This is a genomic window from Thioclava sp. GXIMD2076 (genome assembly GCF_037949795.1).
GTDB classification, from domain to species: domain Bacteria; phylum Pseudomonadota; class Alphaproteobacteria; order Rhodobacterales; family Rhodobacteraceae; genus Thioclava; species Thioclava kandeliae.
In genome coordinates, this window is the sequence record NZ_CP149932.1 from 1,681,975 (window position 1) to 1,700,155 (window position 18,181).

Here is an 18,181-nt window from a genome sequence, read left to right on the forward strand (position 1 = left end):
GGGCCATTCATCACAAAAACAGGCGGACCTCTATGACCTTGAACCTCATGATGACCGATCAACAGGATCTGAAGCCGCGGATTACCGTCTTCGGCGTTGGTGGCGCTGGGGGCAATGCCGTCAACAACATGATCGAGCAGCAGCTCGAGGGTGTTGAGTTCGTGGTCGCGAACACCGACGCGCAGGCGCTCCAGCAGTCCAAGAGCCAGGCGCGGATCCAGATGGGGATCAAGGCGACCGAGGGTCTGGGTGCGGGTGCGCGTCCGTCTGTCGGTGCGGCTGCAGCAGAGGAGACGATCGAGGAGATTGTCGACCATCTTGCAGGTGCGCATATGTGCTTCATCACCGCTGGTATGGGCGGCGGCACCGGCACCGGCGCGGCGCCGATCATCGCGCAAGCCGCGCGCGAGCTGGGTGTGCTGACCGTAGGCGTCGTGACCAAGCCGTTCCAGTTCGAGGGCACCAAGCGCATGCGTCAGGCCGAGGAAGGTCTCGAAGCGTTGCAGAAGGTGGTCGATACGCTGATCATCATCCCCAACCAGAATCTGTTCCGCCTGGCCAACGAGAAGACCACCTTCACCGAAGCCTTCGAGATGGCCGATGATGTGCTCTATCAGGGCGTGAAGGGTGTGACCGATCTTATGGTCCGTCCGGGCCTGATCAACCTCGACTTCGCCGATGTTCGCGCCGTGATGGACGAGATGGGCAAGGCGATGATGGGCACCGGCGAAGCCTCGGGCGAGGATCGTGCGATCCAGGCCGCCGAGAAGGCCATCGCCAATCCGCTCCTCGACGAGATCTCGCTCAAGGGCGCGAAGGGTGTGCTGATCAACATCACCGGCGGCTACGACCTGACGCTGTTCGAACTCGACGAAGCGGCAAACCGTATCCGCGAGGAGGTCGATCCGGATGCGAATATCATCGTCGGTTCGACCCTCGATCCCGATATGGATGGCATGATGCGTGTGTCGGTCGTCGCAACCGGTATCGACGCGCTGGCCGCTCCGGCAGAAGTTCCGGTGCCGCGCCGCACTCTGGCAGAGCCGCTGCGCAACCCGCAGGAAGCGGCAGAGGAGGCGCGCGCCGCTGCGCCGCATATGCAGGATCCCGCACCGGCCCCGCGCCAGCCGCAGGTTTCGGTGACCTCGGCCCAGCCGGTCCACCAGTCGCGTGGCTATCAGGCACCGCAGCATCGCGCCGCCGATCACCGCCCGGCACAGGCCGAGATGCGCCAGTCGGCTCCGCAGCAGCCCGAGCGCCAGTATGAGGCGCCGCGCCATGAGCAGCCGCGCTACGAGCAGCCCCGTCAGGCGGCTCCCGCACAGCCGCAATACGAGGCGCCCCAGCAGCCGCAATACCGCGCCCAGCAGCCCCGCGTGCAATATGCCGAGGACCAGCCGCAAGCGCAGCAGCCGCATTACCAGCAGCCCCGTCAAGCGCAGCCGCAGTTCAACGAAGCCGCCGAAGAGGCTGCTGAATATGTTGCACCGCGTCCGCGTCAGGCCGGCCAGCCCTCGCCCGAGGCCCTTGCCCGCCTGCAGGCCGCGGTCAATCGCCAGCCGGGTCAGGGAGCCGCACCGCAGGGTCGCCCGAACATGGCCGCAGAGCGCGCGCCCCAGCCGCAGGCCGAGAAGCCGCGTTTCGGGATCAACTCGCTGATCAACCGCATGACCGGTCACGGCCATGAGGCGCCTCAGCAACAGCCCGCACAGCAGCCGGTCCGCCAGCAGCAGCCCCGCGCTGCCGCTCCGGCACCCCAGCAACAGCCGCATGCCCGCACCGAAGACTATGATGACGAGCAGTCCAACGAACAGGACCGCATCGAGATTCCCGCCTTCCTGCGCCGTCAGGCAAACTGATCGGTTTGAAAGATTTCGGTGAGAATGGCCTTTTGCGCCTGAAATACTGAAAAATTCCGATCACAAAATATCTAAAAAGGGTCAGGTTCGCCTGACCCTTTTTTCTATTGTAATCATCAGCTTGGTCTGTCGCTGGCAGGGTTCCGCCACGGCGTGTGGTTAATGTTTCATTCTGTTGCAAAGAGTGAGTTGAGAAAGTCACGGGTTTTTCTTAACTGAAGATGCGGCGGAACGAGGGACAGCTTTCAACCGTTCGTCGCCAAGAAGAGAAAGGAATTGATCGTGCAGACAAGCCTTGCAAAACCCGTGAGCTTCGACGGTGTCGGCCTTCACAAAGGCCAGCCTGTGCGCATGCGTCTTCTGCCTGCGCCTGCCGATCATGGCATCGTGTTCAACCGTGTGGATGTGGCGGGCAATGGCCTGATCCCCGCGCTGTGGAATAAGGTGACCAATGCCCGTCTCTGCACCCTGATCGAAAATGAAGACGGGATCACCGTCTCGACGATCGAACATATCATGGCCGCTCTTGCCGGTTGTGGTGTGCATAACGCGCTTATCGAGATCGACGGGCCGGAAGTCCCGATCCTCGATGGCTCCTCGGCACCTTTTGTCGAAAAGATCCTCGCCGCGGGTCTTGTCGAGGTCGGTGGTCAGCTGCGCGCTCTCCGTATCCTGCGCCCCGTCGAGGTGCGCGACGGTGCGGCATGGGCGCGCCTCGAGCCCAATCACGCGCTCGAGATCGATTTCTCGATCGATTTCACCGACCGTGCGATTGGTCAGCAGCGCAAGCGCCTCGGCATGTCCAATGGCGCTTTCGTACGCGAACTGATGGACAGCCGCACCTTCTGCCGCCGCGCCGATGTGGAGATGATGCAGAAGAACGGTCTGGCCCTTGGCGGCACCTATGAAAACGCCGTTGTGATCGATGGCGACAAAGTGCTCAGCCCCGGCGGTCTGCGCCATAAGGATGAGGCCGTGCGGCACAAGATGCTGGACGCGCTCGGCGATCTGCTTCTGGCGGGTGGTCCGATCCTTGGCCGCTATGTCGGCAACCGCTCGGGCCATGCAATGACCAACAGTCTGCTGCGCGCGGTCTTTGCCAATCCTGCCGCCTATGAGTGGGTCGTGCTTGATTCCGATGCGGCCCACACGACCCCCGGGGCGGGTGTCTGTGTGCCTCAACTTTTCGCGGCGCAATAAGCGCCAGGCGAACTGCTCCAGAGATTGTGAAGCCCCTGCGCGGTCCCCCGCGCGGGGGCTTTCCCATTTGTCACAGGGATACTTGGCTTCTCAAGATGTTGACGATAGGAAGAGGAGACGAAAGGCGTTTTGCGCAGCCGATTTATCTGTGTTAAGCGGTGTTGGACGTAACTGCCTCGGGCAGGACTGTAAGAGATCCCGCCCATCGGGGCGCGGGCAAGAACAAAGGGCAGGGCATGATGCACGGCAAATCAGCGGCTACACGGGTCGGATGTCTTTTGCTGGTGGCGACGCTCGCCGCCTGTTCGGGTAAATCCGATGATCCCAAGGACATGCCTCTCGACAATTTCACCGCGCAACAGATCTATGAGCGCGGCGAATACCAGCTGGAGGTTGGCAATCCGCGCCGCCCCACCGATGCGCTCCATTATTTCCAAGAGGTCGAACGCCTCTATCCCTATTCCGAATGGGCGCAGCGTTCGGTGATCATGCAGGCCTATGCCCAGCACCGTGCGAAGAATTACGAGGAGGCGCGCTCCACCGCGCAGCGTTACCTCGATACCTATCCGGGCTCCGAGGATGCGCCCTATGCCAAATATCTTCTGGCCCTCAGCTATTACGACCAGATCGACGAGGTCGGTCGCGATCAGGGCCTGACCTATCAGGCGCTGCAGGCGCTGCGCGAGGTCATCGAGCAATATCCCGACAGCGATTACGCGCGCTCGGCCATGCTGAAATTCGACCTCGCCTTCGATCACCTCGCCGCCAAGGAGATGGAGATCGGGCGCTATTATCTGAAGCACGGCAATTATACCGCCGCGATCAACCGCTTCCGTGTGGTGGTCGAGCAGTTCCAGACCACGACCCATACGCCCGAGGCGCTGGAGCGTCTGGTCGAAGCCTATCTGGCGCTCGGCCTGACTGACGAGGCACAGACCGCAGCCGCGATTCTCGGCCATAACTTCCAGTCGTCGCCCTTCTATGACGATGCCTACAAGCTCCTGCGTGCCAAGGGGCTTGAACCGGAGAGCAAGGGTGATAACTGGCTATCGACAATCTATCGCCAGGTGATCCAAGGGAAGTGGATGTAACCGCTTCCCGACCCTGGCCCTATTGCAGGACCGCCCATGCTGCGCAGCCTTGAGATTCGCGACATTCTGATCGTGGAACGCACCGAGCTTGACTTCAGTGCGGGGCTCAATGTTTTGACCGGCGAGACGGGGGCGGGGAAATCCATCCTGCTCGACTGTCTGGGTTTCGTGCTCGGCTGGCGGGGCCGGGCCGAGCTGGTGCGCAAAGGCGCCGAGCAGGGCGAGGTGACCGCCGAATTCGGGCTGCCCGAGGGCCATCCGGTGCGCGATATCCTGCGCGAGGCGGATCTGCCGGTGGATGAGAGCCTGATCCTGCGCCGCGTGAACCGCGCCGATGGCCGCAAGACCGCCTATGTCAATGACCGCCGCGTGACCGGCGATGTGCTGCGGCGCCTGTCGGCCTCGCTGGTGGAACTCCACGGCCAGCAGGATGATGGCGGCCTTCTCAATGAGAAGGGCCATCGTGCGATGCTCGATGCCTTTGCCGAGAACGGCGCGCTTCTGGCCGAGGTGAATGCGGCGTGGAAATCCCGTGCGTCGGCACGCAAGGCGCTGGCGGCGGCACAGGCGGCACTGGCCGAGGTGCAGGCTGAGGAGGAATTCCTGCGCCATTCGGTGGCCGAACTCGACAAGCTGAACCCCGAACAGGGCGAGGAAGCCACCCTCGATACCGAGCGCCGCGTGATGCAGCAGGCCGAGAAGATCCGCTCGGATGTGGCGCGTGCCTTGCAGGCGCTTGGCCCCGAGGGGGCCGAGGGGCTGATGCGCGAGGCGGACCGCTGGCTGCAGGGCGCCGCCGACCGCGCCGAGGGTCGGCTCGACCAGCCGATGTCGGTGCTCGAACGCGCGCTGATCGAGCTGGGGGAGGCGACGCAGGGCGTGGAAGAGGCGCTCGATGCGCTGAGCTTCGACCCTTACGCGCTGGAGGCCACCGAGGAGCGGCTCTTCGCCATCCGTGCTTTGGCGCGCAAACATGGCGTGCAGCCCGATGATCTGGGCGATTTCGCGGTGTCCCTGCGCGCCCGTCTCGAGGCGCTGGATGCCGGCGAAGGCCGGATCCGCGATCTGGAATCGGCGGTGACCAAGGCCGATCTGGCCTATCGCGAGGTGGCCGACCGTTTGGGACTTGCGCGGCGCAAGGCCGCGACGCGGCTCGATCAGGCGATGGCCGCCGAACTGGCGCCGCTGAAGATGGAGCGCGCGGTGTTCGAGACCCGCGTCTCCGCCGGTGATCCCTCTGCCGAAGGGTCGGATAATGTGGCCTTTACGGTTGCCACCAATCCGGGCGCACCTGCGGGCCCGCTGAACAAGATCGCCTCGGGGGGCGAGCTGTCGCGGTTCCTTCTGGCGCTGAAGGTGGTGCTCTCGAAAGGGGCGGATGCGCTGGTGCTGATCTTCGACGAGATCGACCGTGGTGTGGGTGGGGCGACCGCCGATGCGGTGGGGCGCCGTCTGGCACGGGTCGCCGAAGAGGCACAGGTTCTGGTGGTCACGCACTCGCCGCAGGTGGCCGCGCGTGGGGCGCAGCATTTCCGCGTGCAGAAACGTGTGGAAAACGGCATGACCCTTTCGGAGGTGGTGCCCCTCGACGAGACAGAGCGCCGCGACGAGATCGCGCGGATGATCGCGGGGGCCGAGGTGACCGAGGCTGCCCGCGCAGCCGCTGCCGAGCTTCTGGGCGGCTGATCCCCGCCTAAGCGCGCATCCGCACACCCTCGGCGCGCGCAGAATATGGCCCGTAGGGCTTTTCTCCGCTCGTGCAGAAGCCTAGAACTACGGCCAAAGACCGGAGTTCTATAATGGCACATGACGCAGCCCTTGAGGCATTGAAAACCCTTCTGGGGGACAGGCTTAACCTCACGCAGGCGGATCGCGATCTGCATGGCCAGAGCGAGACATGGTTTGCGCCGACACCTCCCGATGCGGTGGCATACCCGGCCAATACCGCCGAGGTGTCCCAAATCATGAAGATCTGCACCGCCCATAAGATGCCGGTCGTGGCATGGGGCACGGGCACATCGCTTGAGGGGCATGCGCTGGCGATCCATGGCGGGCTGTGCCTCGACATGAGCCGGATGGACAAGCTGGTGGAACTCTATCAGGACGATATGCAGGTGCGTGTCCAGCCGGGCATGACGCGCGAGGTGCTCAATACCGAGTTGCGCGCCACGGGGCTGTTTTTCCCCGTTGATCCGGGTGCGAATGCCTCTCTTGGGGGCATGGCCTCGACGCGGGCCTCGGGCACCACGACCGTGGGCTATGGCACGATGAAGGATAATGTGATGGCGCTCGAGGTCGTTCTGGCCGATGGCACCGTTATCCGCACCGGCTCGCGGGCGCGTAAATCCTCGGCCGGTTACGATCTGACGGCGCTGATGCTGGGCTCGGAGGGGACGCTCGGGATCATCACCGAGTTGACCCTGAAGCTGCATGGCCAGCCCGAGGCGGTGTCTTCGGCGGTCTGTGCCTTTGATAGCCTGCATGCGGCGGTGGAAACCGTGCAGATGGTGATTCAGATGGGCATCCGCATGGCACGGATCGAGTTCGTCGATGCGATGACGGCGCAGATCTTCAACAAGATGAACGGCACCGACCTCCCCGAGAAGCCACATCTGATGATCGAGTTCCACGGCTCCGAGGCGATGGTGGCCGAGCAGTCCGAACGCTTCGGTGAGGTCGTGAGCGAGATGGGCGGGGCCAATTTCGACTGGGCCACCACCACCGAGGACCGCACACGTCTGTGGCGCATGCGCCATGGGGCCTATCCGGCCTGTATCGCCTATCGTCCGGGCTGTATGGGGCTGGTCACCGATATCGTGGTGCCGATCTCCCGTCTGGCCGAGGCGGTGGAAGATACCCGCAAGGATATTGACGCAGCGGGCCTTGTCGGGCCTATTCTGGGGCATGTGGGCGATGGCAACTTCCATTCCGTCCTTCTTCTGGATCGAAATGACAAGGACGAGTTCAAACGCGCCAAGGCGGTTGCCGCCAGGATGTCCGAACGGGCGCTGGCGATGGGCGGCACGGTGACGGGCGAACATGGTATCGGTATCGGCAAGCTGGGCTATATGGAAGCCGAGCACGGGGCCGCATGGGGCGTGATGGGCGCAATCAAAAAGGCGCTCGATCCGTTGAATATTCTCAATCCCGGCAAGATTGTGCCGGATCAGTCGAATGCCGTCAGGGAGGCCGCTGAATGATATCGACCATCGAGGTTCCGTTTTCGAGCCCCGAAGATCTGCCGCGTGCCTTCACCCGCGCGTGGAGCTCGAAGGATGCCCGCTTGCTGGCCTCCTTCTTCACCGAGGATGCCGATTTTCTGGGGTTGACGGGGGAGGCCGTCGACGGCCGCCAGCAGATTGCCGAGCTTCTGGCAGGCGAGATGGCGGGGGCCTTTGCCCGCGCGCGTCTGGTCACCGGAAAGGTGCGGTTCCGTGCCGTCGGGCGCGATGTGGTGATCGTGCAGCAGCGCTTCGTGCTGTCGGGCATCGTCAATGCCGATGGCTCCGATGCGGGGCGCGTGGGTGCGGTCTTCATCTCGGTCATGGCGCGGGCCGGAAATGGCTGGCTGATCGTGTCGGGACAGTTCGTCGTGGAGAGCTGATCGCCCGGAGCGTGCGGGACGGGTGCCGAATCTATGGGGAAGCCCGCCTGAAAACCGGATCGATCCGCGCGGATCGGGCGCAAACGGGGCAGGAAACTGCCCCGTTTTTCATGCTCAATATATTGGAACTTTTAAAACTGCTTTTTGAATGGGCGGGGTAAAATCACCGAATTGGTCGTTTGCTTCGCTAAAGTTGCCGCATTCTGGCCAGCCGGTTTTCGATATGGTCAGGGAAAACAGCTATTTTGCCTTATTTCGTGGCAGAGGGTTGAATTAGAGGCAGAGGCTTGTTTAGCTGTGCTCACGGGAATGTAAGAACAATAAACCGAGAGAAATCCGACGGGGGCCCGATTTGGCTAAAAACAGTGATAACGACGGATTCGTCGTTTTCGACCGCGTGCAAAAAAGCTACGACGGCGAGAATCTGGTCGTAAAAGACCTCAACCTGTCCATCGGAAAAGGCGAGTTTCTGACCATGCTCGGGCCGTCCGGCTCCGGCAAGACGACCTGCCTCATGATGCTGGCGGGGTTTGAAACCGCAACCAATGGCGAGATTCGTCTCGACGGAACTAATATCAATAACGTGCCGCCGCACAAGCGCGGAATCGGCATGGTTTTCCAGAATTACGCTCTCTTTCCGCATATGACCGTGGGCGAGAATCTCGCTTTCCCGCTCGAGGTCCGCAAGATGGGCAAATCCGAGCGCGAGGCAAAGATCAAACGGGCTCTGGACATGGTGCAGATGGGGGCCTTCGCCAACCGTCGCCCGGGCCAGATGTCGGGTGGCCAGCAGCAGCGGATCGCGCTGGCCCGCGCGCTGGTCTTCGATCCCGAGCTGGTGCTGATGGACGAGCCTCTCGGCGCGCTCGACAAACAGCTGCGCGAGCATATGCAATTCGAGATCAAGGCTTTGCACGAACGTCTGGGCATCACAGTGGTTTATGTGACCCACGATCAGGGCGAGGCCCTGACCATGTCCGACCGTGTGGCCGTGTTCAACGATGGTCGCATCCAGCAGCTGGCGCCGCCCGATGACCTCTACGAACGCCCCAAAAACAGTTTCGTGGCGCAGTTCATCGGTGAGAACAACCGCTTGCCGGGCAAGGTCGAGGCCCTCGACAAGGAGGCAGGCCATTGCACCATCCGTTTGCAGAATGGCGAGAGGATCGCGGCCACCGCGGTCAATATCCGTCATGAGGGGCAGGACACGCTGGTGTCGATCCGTCCCGAACGTGTTGAATTCGACCCCGCTCGTATGGCGCCGGACTGGCACCTGATCGAGGCCGAAGTCATCGATGTCGTCTATATGGGCGATATCTACCGCACTGTCCTGCGCGTCGCCGGGACGGAAGATTTCGTGATGAAGACCCGCAACACACTGGGCGCCTCGATGCTTCCGAAAGGCCAGAAGATCAAGATCGGCTGGCATCCAGATGACGCAAGGGCACTCGATCCTCTGTGATCGAACCTTAACCTCGCGCAGCCCACTCTGCGCGGGTGCCGTTCTGGGAAGACGGCAAAGAAAAACGACCTTTTTCAACGGGAGAGACTACATGACTTTCAAGAAAGCCCTTCTGGCGAGTTCTGCCGTGGCCCTGTTCGCCGCGCCGCTCTCGGCTGAGGAAATGGCCAATTCCATGACCATCGTGTCTTGGGGCGGGGCCTATCAGAACAGCCAGAATAAAGCCTATGTTGAACCCTATGTCGCAGCCAATCCTGGTGTGACCGCCACTTGGGATGAATCCTCCAACGAAGCCGTCGCCAAGCTGCGTGCGATGAACGAAGCCGGCAACGTGACCTGGGATCTGGTCGATGTCGTGGCCTCCGATGCCATCCGTCTGTGCGACGAGGGTCTCGCGATGGAGATCGACCCCGAGACCGATCTGGCCAATGGCGATGACGGCTCGAGCGCCTCGGACGATTTCGGCGATCTGATGGTATCGGATTGCTTCATCCCGCAGATCGTCTACTCGACCACCGTCGGCTACCGCACCGATATGGTTCCCGAAGGCACCGATCCGCCGACCGATATTTGCTCGCTGTTCGATCTGGAAACCTATCCGGGCAAGCGCGCGCTCGAGAAGCGTCCGATCAACAATATGGAATGGGCGCTCTATTGTGACGGCGTTGCGAAGGACGATATCTACGACGTCCTCGAGACCGAAGAAGGTCAGGACCGCGCCTTCAAGAAGCTCGACACCATCAAAAAGGATGTCGTCTGGTGGTCGGCCGGTGCCGATACGCCGCAGCTTCTCGCCGATGGCGAGGTCTTCATGGGCTCGACCTATAACGGCCGTCTGTTCTCGGTGATCGAGGAGCAGCACCAGCCGGTGGCCATGCTCTGGGATATGCAGGTCTTCGATATCGACGGCTGGATCATCCCGACCGGTCTTGCCCCCGACCATCTGGCGCGTGTGAAAGACTTCATCATGAAGGAAACCACGACCAAGGCTCTGGCCGAGCAGGCGAAATACATCTCCTACGGTCCGGCGCGCGCCTCCTCGGCACCGATGGTCGGCAAACATGCCGAACTGGGCATCGAGATGGCACCGCATATGCCGACCGATCCGGCCAACTCGAAAAACACCCTTCTGTATAACTACGAATGGTGGGCGGATTACCGCGACGATCTGGATGCGAAATTCCAGGCATGGCTTGCCCAGTAATCGTCTGACGATCTGATCATCGCGGGGGCCGTTTGAGGCCCCCGCACTCCCAAACCGACCGGCCCGGACCAAGAGGCAGGCGGTTGAACCGACAGGGACCATTACCATGAGCGATACCGTCGAAAGCGCCGAACAGGTTTCCGCCGAAGGCAGCCGCGAACTCAAGCGCAGCCTCGCGCGGGCTCTGCGGGCCCAGAAGATGCGGGCTCTGGCCATGATTGCGCCGCTCCTTCTTTTCATTCTCGTGACTTTCATCGCCCCGATCGCGGATATGCTGTTCCGCTCGGTCGAGAACGAGATCGTCTCCGAAACATTGCCGCTGACGGTGGATGCGCTGGATGACTGGAGCTATGCGAGCGGCGAGGCCCCCTCCGAGACCGTCTTTGCCGCCTTCTATTACGATATGTTCGTGGCCTCCGAGCTGAAGGAACATACCCGTCTGGGCTCGCGCCTGAATTACGAGACAACGGGTATCTCCTCGCTCTTCCGCAAATCGGGCCGCCGTGTGGAGCGGTTCGATACCGATATCTATGCCGACCAGTTCAAGGCGCTCGATCCGGCCTGGGTCAAGCCCGCGACCTGGGTCGCGCTCTCCGAGGCGCTGGATGACGACCCCGAGGCACTGCCCGAGACCGCAGGTGCGCTGGCCGGGTTCGAACGTATGGTCGAGGCCGATGGCGACACGCTGGCCGAGACCAAACCCGCCGATATTCTCTTTACCGCTCTCTATCGCGATCTGGCGGCTGGTGCCAATGGTCCCGAGGGCGATCTGGCGCCGATGTTCGCACAAGCCAAATCCGCCGTGGGCAGCTTCAAGAGCGTCTCCATCCGCGACCAGTTCACGGATATCGACAAGGGCTGGCTCGATCCGGAAGTCTGGGGCACGATCAAGGCCTATGCTCCCACCGTCACGCCGGGTTACTTCCTGACGGCGGTCGATTACAAACTCAGCCCCGCAGGTATCGTGCCCCAGCCCGATGATCAGGCGATCTATCTCAAGCTGTTCTGGCGCACGCTGGTGATGTCGCTGACGATCACGGTGAGCTGTATCCTTCTGGGCTATCCGGTGGCCTATCTGCTGGCCAATCTGCCGATGCGCACATCGAACCTGCTGATGATCCTCGTGCTGCTGCCGTTCTGGACCTCGCTTCTGGTGCGGACCTCGGCCTGGAAGGTGCTTTTGCAAAATCAGGGTGTGATCAACGATATCCTCGTCTGGGCGCATATCATCAGTGAAGATGGCCGTCTGGCGCTGATCAACAACCAGACCGGCACGATCATCGCGATGACGCATATCCTGCTGCCCTTCATGATCCTGCCCATGTATTCGGTCATGCAGACCATTCCTCCGGCCTATATGCGTGCGGCCAAAAGCCTGGGCGCGACCGACTGGACGGCCTTCTGGCGGGTCTATTTCCCGCAATCTGTGCCCGGGATCGGGGCAGGCTCGATCCTCGTGTTCATCCTCGCCATCGGCTATTACATCACGCCGGAACTGGTGGGCGGCACGACGGGGACCTTTATCTCCAACCGCATCGCCTATCACATCTCCAGCTCGCTGAACTGGGGTCTGGGTGCGGCACTTGGCACCATCCTTCTGGCCGCCGTCATGTTGCTCTACTGGGCTTATGACAAGATCGTCGGCATCGATAACGTGAAACTGGGATAAGAGATATGAGCGCACTTCCCCCCTATGCCTCGACGGGTCAGAAGATCTGGCATTATAGCTACCGGACGCTGTGCGGGCTGATCTTCTTCTTCCTGATCGCGCCGATCATCACGATCATCCCGCTCTCGTTCAACGCCGAGAATTTCTTCACCTTCACGCCGGGCATGCTGGAGCTGGACCCTGATGCCTATTCGCTCAAGCATTATGTGGATTTCTTCACCAATCCCGACTGGCAGCAGGCCCTGAAGAACTCGGTCACCATCGCGCCGGTGGCGACCATCATCTCGGTCTCGCTGGGCACGCTTGCGGCTATCGGCCTCAGCCAGTCCCATGTGCCGTTCAAACGCGCGATCATGGCGATCCTGATCTCGCCGATGATCGTGCCGCTGATCATCTCGGCGGCGGGGATGTATTTCTTCTATTCGCGTGTCGGGCTTCAGGGCACCTATATCGGGGTGGTTCTGGCACATGCGGCCCTCGGCATTCCCTTCGTCATCATCACCGTTACGGCAACGCTGGTGGGCTTCGACCGCTCGCTGACCCGCGCGGCGGCAAATATGGGAGCAGGTCCGGTGCGGACCTTCTTCAAGGTGCAGATGCCGCTCATCCTGCCGGGTGTGATCTCGGGGGCGCTCTTTGCCTTCATCACCTCCTTCGACGAGGTGGTTGTGGTGCTTTTCGTGGGCTCGGCCTCGCAGAAGACGCTGCCATGGCAGATGTTCATCGGGCTGCGCGAGCAGATCTCGCCCACCATTCTGGCGGTGGCCACGATCCTCGTGGTCTTCTCCATCGCGCTTCTGACGGCGGTCGAGCTTCTGCGCCGCCGCAACGAGCGGCTGCGGGGCGTCACCCCGCGCTGAGCGCGGCAAACCCGTCTTGCACAATCAAGGGCCGTCGCATTGTTTGCGGCGGTCTCTTTTGTTAAGGCAGGGCGCGACAAAACGGAGCCCGAGATGATTGTTACCAGCGAGTCCGATCTGCAGGGGCTGAAAGAGATCGGCCGGATCTGTGCCAATGTGCTGCAGGGCATGGCACGCGCCGTCGAGCCGGGGATGACCACGCTGGAGCTTGACGAGATCGGGCGCGCGATGCTGGAGGCGGCGGGGGCGCAATCCGCCCCCGAGACGGTCTACCAGTTTCCGGGTGCCACCTGTATTTCGGTCAACGAGGAAGTGGCCCATGGTATTCCGGGTAATCGGATCATCCGCGAAGGCGATCTGCTCAATATCGATGTCTCGGCCTCGAAAGACGGATTCTTTGCCGATAACGGCGCGAGTTTTGGCGTGGGGCAGATGCGCCCCATGCTCGAGCAGCTCTGCCGCGACGGGAAGAAGGCGATGCAGATCGGGGTGAGGGAGGTGGCCGCCGGTAAGCCTTTGGGCGGGATCGGCATGGCGATCGAGCGCTTTGCCAAACCGCGCGGCTATACGCTGATCCGCAATCTGGCAAGCCACGGGGTCGGCGCCTCGCTGCATGAATATCCCGAGGAAATCCCGACCTGGACCGAAAAACGCGAGAAGCGGATTATCGAGAAAGGGCTGGTGCTGACGGTCGAGCCCTTCCTGTCGATGGGGGGAGAATGGGCCGATGCGGGCGAGGATGGCTGGACGCTCTATGCCGAGCCCTCGGCCCCCACCGTGCAATACGAGCATACCGTGGTGGCGACCGAGAAGGGCGTGATCATCGTCACGGTGCCCGACGGGTCCAGTGGCCGGCCCGCCTGACTGTCTGGCCGACGGGCCCGCAGATCATGGCAGGAAGGAGATCCATGACCAGATGGTCAGCGTCGAGAGTGCCGTGCCCACCAGCACCGCCGAGGCCGAGACCCGTTTGCCCACGCCATAGATATTGGCGAAGAGATAGGCATTGACCCCCGGCGCCATGGCCGCCGTCATCGCGACCGAGCGTAGCTGGTCCACATTCAGGCCGAAGCCGAAACGCGCCAGCAGATAGGCGATGCCGGGATGCACGATCAGCGACAGGATGCAGACCATCGCGATGGCGCGGCTGTCTCCTTCGGGCTTGTAGCGCACCAGAACGCCGCCCAGCCCGAACAGTGCCGCCGGAATAGCCGCGCCCGCCATCATATTCATGGCTTCCCAGATCGGATGCGGTAGTGCATGACCGGTGACATACTGGCCGAGCTTGATCAGCAGGCCGCACAGGATGCCGATGACCAGAGGCGTGCGGATCACACCTTTGAGGGCATTGATCCCCACCCGGGCAAGGCTGGTGCCGGTGCCCGCCGAGCGCGTGGCCTCCATCGCCAGGATGCCCACCGTATAGAGGAAGGGGGAATGGATCGAGATGATCGCGAAATTGCCCGCCAGCGCATCGGCGCCATAGGCGCGTTCGGTGATCGGGATGCCGAGCAGCAGCGAGTTGGAAAACAGGCAGCAGAAGCCGATGGCAATCGCTTCGTCGGGACGGCGTCCCATCATCCGCGAACCGAGGATACCCAGCCCGAAGGAGAGAAGCGCGCCCACATAGAAACTGACCATCAGCCGCCAGTCGAAGCTTGCGCCCAGATCCAGCTTGGCGATGGACCGCGCCAGAAGCACCGGCACCGCGAAATTCTGCGCGAACCGCATCAGCCCGTCGACGGCGCTGTCCGAGAACAGCTTTTTCCAGGCGGCCAGATAGCCAAGGCCCACAATCAGGAAGACCGGCAGGATGACATCGATCAATGCGCTCATCAGCTAGGGATCTCCAGAACCATGCCGTCATAGGCAGGCACGACATGATCGGGGGTCTCTTGCATGACCGCGTCGTAATCGAGGTCGATATGCATATTGGTGATCACCCCGTGACGGTTGCCTGCACGTTCCATCCATTCAAGCGCCAGCGCCAGATGCGCATGGGTCGGATGCGGTTTGCGGCGCAGCCCGTCCAGCACCCAGATATCGAGATCCTGCAGGAAGGGCCATGCCACAGGCGGAATCTCCGAGACATCGGGGAGATAGGCAAGCCCACCTTGCGGCCCGCCAATGCGGAAGCCTAAGGCCTTGATATTGCCGTGATCTACCTCGAAGGGCGTCAGCGGAATCTGCCCGCCCGCACCCTCGATAATGAAGGGGCCGGTGATCTCGTTCAGCTCGCAGATCGGTTTGTAATTGCTGTCCTCGGGCTGGACAAAAGCATAATCGAATGCCTTCACCAGCCGCCCCGCGGTCTCGGCATCGGCCCAGACCGGCAGGCGCTGGCCCATATTGAACACGATCTGGCGCAGGTCATCGAGCCCGTGGATATGATCGGCATGCGAATGGGTATAGATCACCGCATCCAGTTCGCCCACGCCCGCATCCAGAAGCTGCGCGCGCATATCGGGGCCGGTATCGATCAGCACACGGGTCGTGCCGTTTTCGCCCACGCGCTCGACCAGCATGGAACAGCGGCGACGGGTGTTCTTGGGGTTTGCGGGGTCGCACTCGCCCCAATGTCCGCCCAGCCGCGGCACGCCGCCTGAAGATCCACAGCCAAGGATGGTGAAGCGCAGGGTCATTTCTGCCCCCAAGCCGCGGCCTTGGCAAAGAGCGTGTCGAAGTTTGTCTGTGTCTGGGCCGCGAAATCGGCATAATCCATGCCGAAGATCTCGGCGCCCACACGCGCGGTATGGGCGGTATAGGCGGGTTCGTTGCGCTTGCCGCGATGGGGCTTGGGCGCAAGATAGGGGCTGTCGGTTTCCACCAGAATGCGGTCCACGGGGGCCGAGGCGAAAATATCGCGGATCTCTTGCGATTTGGGGAAGGTCGCGATCCCCGACATCGACAGATAGATCCCCATCTCCAGCGCGGCCTTGGCCAGATCCGGCCCCGAGGAGAAACAATGCAGCACGCAAGGATAGGTTTTCCGCGCCATGCCCTCGCCAAGGATCTTCGCCATATCCTCATCGGCATTGCGGGCATGGATGATGAGCGGCAGCTGGGTCTCCTGCGCGGCCTCGATATGGATCCGCAGGCTAGTCTTCTGCACCTCGGCGCTATCGGCCGAATAATGGTAATCGAGCCCGCTCTCGCCAAGCCCGACGAATTTCGGGTGCCGGGCCAGTGCCACCAGCTCCTCGACCGAGGCCATCGGCTCTTCGGCCGCGCTCATCGGATGGGTGCCTGCGGCGTAGAACACCTGATCATAGGTCTCGGCAATCGCGCGGACTTGGGGTTCGTTTTTCAGCCTTGTGCAGATGGTGACCATCCGGCTGACGCCTGCCTCGATCGCGCGGGCAATGACCTGATCGCGATCCTCGTCGAAACTGTCGAAATCCAGATGGCAGTGGCTGTCGGTAATTTGCGGAATATCGGTCTCGCGGGCCACTTTGCCTCTCTTTCCGGACGGCTTAGGCGGCCGCCGCTGTCAATTTAAGAACCATATCGACCACCAGCGCGGCAGGGTCAAGGTTCACCGCCCGCCCATGGCGTGCACGGGTGCCAAGTTCTTGGTGCAGTGCTGCCCATTTCATCGCTGCCAGCGGATCGGGCGATAGTCGCGCCATCAGCTTGGCCTCGCCCGCCGCCCCTTCGGGATGAGGGGGCCCCATAACACCGGCGCGGGCCAGCCGTGCCATGAACAGATCCACAAGCCCCAGCGCCAGCTCGAACCGCTCGGCATTCTGTTTGCCCGCAAAGCTCTCGGCCAGTGCCAGCGCCTTGGGCCGGTCGAGGCGGGGCAGGGTGGCCATGAGATCCACGATCTGGGCATAGGTCTCGAGGCCGCCCAGGTTTATCAACCGGATCGCCTCACCCACGGAGCCTGCCGATAGCGCCGACAGTGCCATCATATCCACATCGGGATCCATCGCCTCTGCCTGACCCAGCGCCTGCGCCATGGCCTCGGGCTCGAGCGCATGGAGCCGTAGCTCGCGGCAGCGCGAGCGGATAGTGGGCAAAAGCCCCGCAGGCTGGTGGGAGACCATGAGGAAGGTCACCCGCTCGGGCGGCTCTTCCAGAAGCTTCAGGAGCGCATTGGCGGCCTGCGTGTTCATCTCGTCGGCGCAATCGACGATCACCACGCGCGGTCCGCCATCGCTGGCCGACAGATGCAGGAAACTGCGCATCTCGCGCACACGGTCCACGCGGATATCCTGGCTGAGCGCCGAGCCGGTGGCATTGGGGCCACGCTTCAGCTCGAATACACCGGGTTCCGAGCCCGCCATGATCCGCCGCACCACGGGATGGTCGGGATCGGTGTCCAGCGTTTGCGGCGGCTCGGGGGCGAACATGCCGCCGGGCGCGGGCTGCGACATCAGGAATTTGGCGATCCGCCATGCGAAAGACGCCTTGCCGATGCCGCGGGGGCCGGTCAGCAGCCAGCCGTGATGCAGACGCCCTGCGCGGAAGGCTTCCAGAAACTCGGCCTCGGCGCGGGTTTGCCCGAACACGCTCTCGGCCACACGTGGATGGGGCGCCCCGTCGATGCAGGAGGGATCGGGCAGGCCCGGTTCGGTCTTGGCGGAACGCGGAGCCATCAGGCGCCTTTCTGCAGCTCGGCGGCCATCTCGCGGGTGTAACGTAGCACGTCGGCGGCCACCAGTTCGGGGTCGCGCCCGCCATTGATCGTGCGGAACCGGTCGGGATAGTCATGCGAGAGGTCGATGAACCCCGCGCGCATTTTCTTTTGCAGATCGAGCCCGAAATCCTCGAAGCGTTCCTCGATGCCCTGCCGTCCCTTGGCGCGCGCCAGTCCGACGGCGGGGTCGATATCGATGAGGAAGGTCAGGTCGGGTTCGCGCCCGATCATCATGTCATGCAGCCGGTCCACAAGGCCACGGATATCACCGCGCGAGAGGCCCTGATACATGCGGGTGCTATCGGCGAAACGGTCGCAGATCACCACTTTTCCGGCCTCGAGGGCGGGGGTGATCACACGCTCCATGTGGTCGCGACGCGCTGCGGTGAATAACAGCAATTCGGTATGGGCCGACCAGCGGTCAGGCTCGCCCTGCAGCACGAGGGCGCGGATCTCTTCTGCCCCCGTCGAGCCGCCCGGCTCGCGCGTCAGAACGACATCGAGGCCCTCCTTGCGAAGAGCCTCTGCCAGAAGTCGGGCCTGGGTCGATTTGCCCGACCCGTCGATACCCTCGAAACTGATGAACATCA

General features: G+C 62.4%; 15 protein-coding genes and 1 pseudogene. 11 read left to right on the forward strand and 5 right to left on the reverse strand.

The features are described from left to right. Positions 1-32 precede the first annotated feature (32 nt). The 11 genes and pseudogenes from ftsZ (at position 33) to map (ending at position 13,813) form a co-directional block, all read left to right on the forward strand. A complete protein-coding gene (gene ftsZ, locus WDB91_RS08360) occupies positions 33-1,859 on the forward strand; it encodes a cell division protein FtsZ (RefSeq protein ID WP_339112117.1) in 1,827 nt (608 codons plus the stop codon). A 282-nt stretch (positions 1,860-2,141) separates the two neighbouring features. Continuing rightward, complete coding sequence (lpxC, locus tag WDB91_RS08365) at positions 2,142-3,059, forward strand: UDP-3-O-acyl-N-acetylglucosamine deacetylase (protein ID WP_339112118.1); 918 nt, start codon at positions 2,142-2,144, stop codon at positions 3,057-3,059. Positions 3,060-3,298: 239 nt separating this feature from the next. Next, positions 3,299-4,150: an outer membrane protein assembly factor BamD gene (locus WDB91_RS08370; RefSeq protein ID WP_339114483.1), complete on the forward strand. Its 852-nt coding sequence runs from the start codon at positions 3,299-3,301 to the stop codon at positions 4,148-4,150. 36 nt (positions 4,151-4,186) lie between these two features. Then, complete coding sequence (gene recN / locus WDB91_RS08375) at positions 4,187-5,836, forward strand: DNA repair protein RecN (RefSeq protein ID WP_339112119.1); 1,650 nt, start codon at positions 4,187-4,189, stop codon at positions 5,834-5,836. Positions 5,837-5,949: 113 nt separating this feature from the next. Further along, on the forward strand, positions 5,950-7,350 hold the full coding sequence (locus WDB91_RS08380) for an FAD-linked oxidase C-terminal domain-containing protein (RefSeq protein WP_339112120.1): 1,401 nt from the start codon (positions 5,950-5,952) through the stop codon (positions 7,348-7,350). Continuing rightward, positions 7,347-7,754, forward strand: coding sequence for an SgcJ/EcaC family oxidoreductase (locus tag WDB91_RS08385; protein ID WP_339112121.1), 408 nt, complete (start codon positions 7,347-7,349; stop codon positions 7,752-7,754). Before WDB91_RS08380 ends, WDB91_RS08385 begins: the two co-directional genes overlap by 4 nt. 352 nt (positions 7,755-8,106) lie before the next feature. Next, positions 8,107-9,216: an ABC transporter ATP-binding protein gene (locus WDB91_RS08390; protein ID WP_339112122.1), complete on the forward strand. Its 1,110-nt coding sequence runs from the start codon at positions 8,107-8,109 to the stop codon at positions 9,214-9,216. Between the two features lie 91 nt (positions 9,217-9,307). After that, positions 9,308-10,420: an extracellular solute-binding protein gene (locus tag WDB91_RS08395; RefSeq protein ID WP_339112123.1), complete on the forward strand. Its 1,113-nt coding sequence runs from the start codon at positions 9,308-9,310 to the stop codon at positions 10,418-10,420. Between the two features lie 106 nt (positions 10,421-10,526). Further along, complete coding sequence (locus tag WDB91_RS08400) at positions 10,527-12,089, forward strand: ABC transporter permease (RefSeq protein ID WP_339112124.1); 1,563 nt, start codon at positions 10,527-10,529, stop codon at positions 12,087-12,089. A 14-nt stretch (positions 12,090-12,103) separates the two neighbouring features. Next, positions 12,104-12,949: pseudogene (locus WDB91_RS08405) on the forward strand (ABC transporter permease); the annotation flags it as partial. Positions 12,950-13,042: 93 nt separating this feature from the next. After that, entirely contained in the window at positions 13,043-13,813 is a 771-nt protein-coding gene (map, locus tag WDB91_RS08410; protein ID WP_339112125.1) for a type I methionyl aminopeptidase, read from the forward strand. A 24-nt stretch (positions 13,814-13,837) separates the two neighbouring features. Here map and WDB91_RS08415 read toward each other — a convergent pair whose 3' ends face one another. Genes WDB91_RS08415 through tmk form a run of 5 tightly spaced genes read right to left on the reverse strand, consistent with a single transcriptional unit; the run spans position 13,838 to position 18,179 of the window. Further along, positions 13,838-14,785 (reverse strand): AEC family transporter, encoded by a 948-nt coding sequence (locus WDB91_RS08415; RefSeq protein ID WP_339112126.1) that lies wholly within the window; start codon positions 14,783-14,785, stop codon positions 13,838-13,840. Next, positions 14,785-15,591 (reverse strand): MBL fold metallo-hydrolase, encoded by an 807-nt coding sequence (locus WDB91_RS08420; RefSeq protein ID WP_339112127.1) that lies wholly within the window; start codon positions 15,589-15,591, stop codon positions 14,785-14,787. Before WDB91_RS08420 ends, WDB91_RS08415 begins: the two co-directional genes overlap by 1 nt. Continuing rightward, positions 15,588-16,400 (reverse strand): TatD family hydrolase, encoded by an 813-nt coding sequence (locus tag WDB91_RS08425; protein WP_339112128.1) that lies wholly within the window; start codon positions 16,398-16,400, stop codon positions 15,588-15,590. The genes WDB91_RS08420 and WDB91_RS08425 overlap by 4 nt, the downstream gene beginning before the upstream one ends. Positions 16,401-16,422: 22 nt before the next feature. Then, entirely contained in the window at positions 16,423-17,550 is a 1,128-nt protein-coding gene (locus tag WDB91_RS08430; protein WP_339112129.1) for a DNA polymerase III subunit delta', read from the reverse strand. Continuing rightward, entirely contained in the window at positions 17,550-18,179 is a 630-nt protein-coding gene (gene tmk, locus WDB91_RS08435; protein ID WP_339112130.1) for a dTMP kinase, read from the reverse strand. The genes WDB91_RS08430 and tmk overlap by 1 nt, the downstream gene beginning before the upstream one ends. Positions 18,180-18,181: the final 2 nt, after the last annotated feature.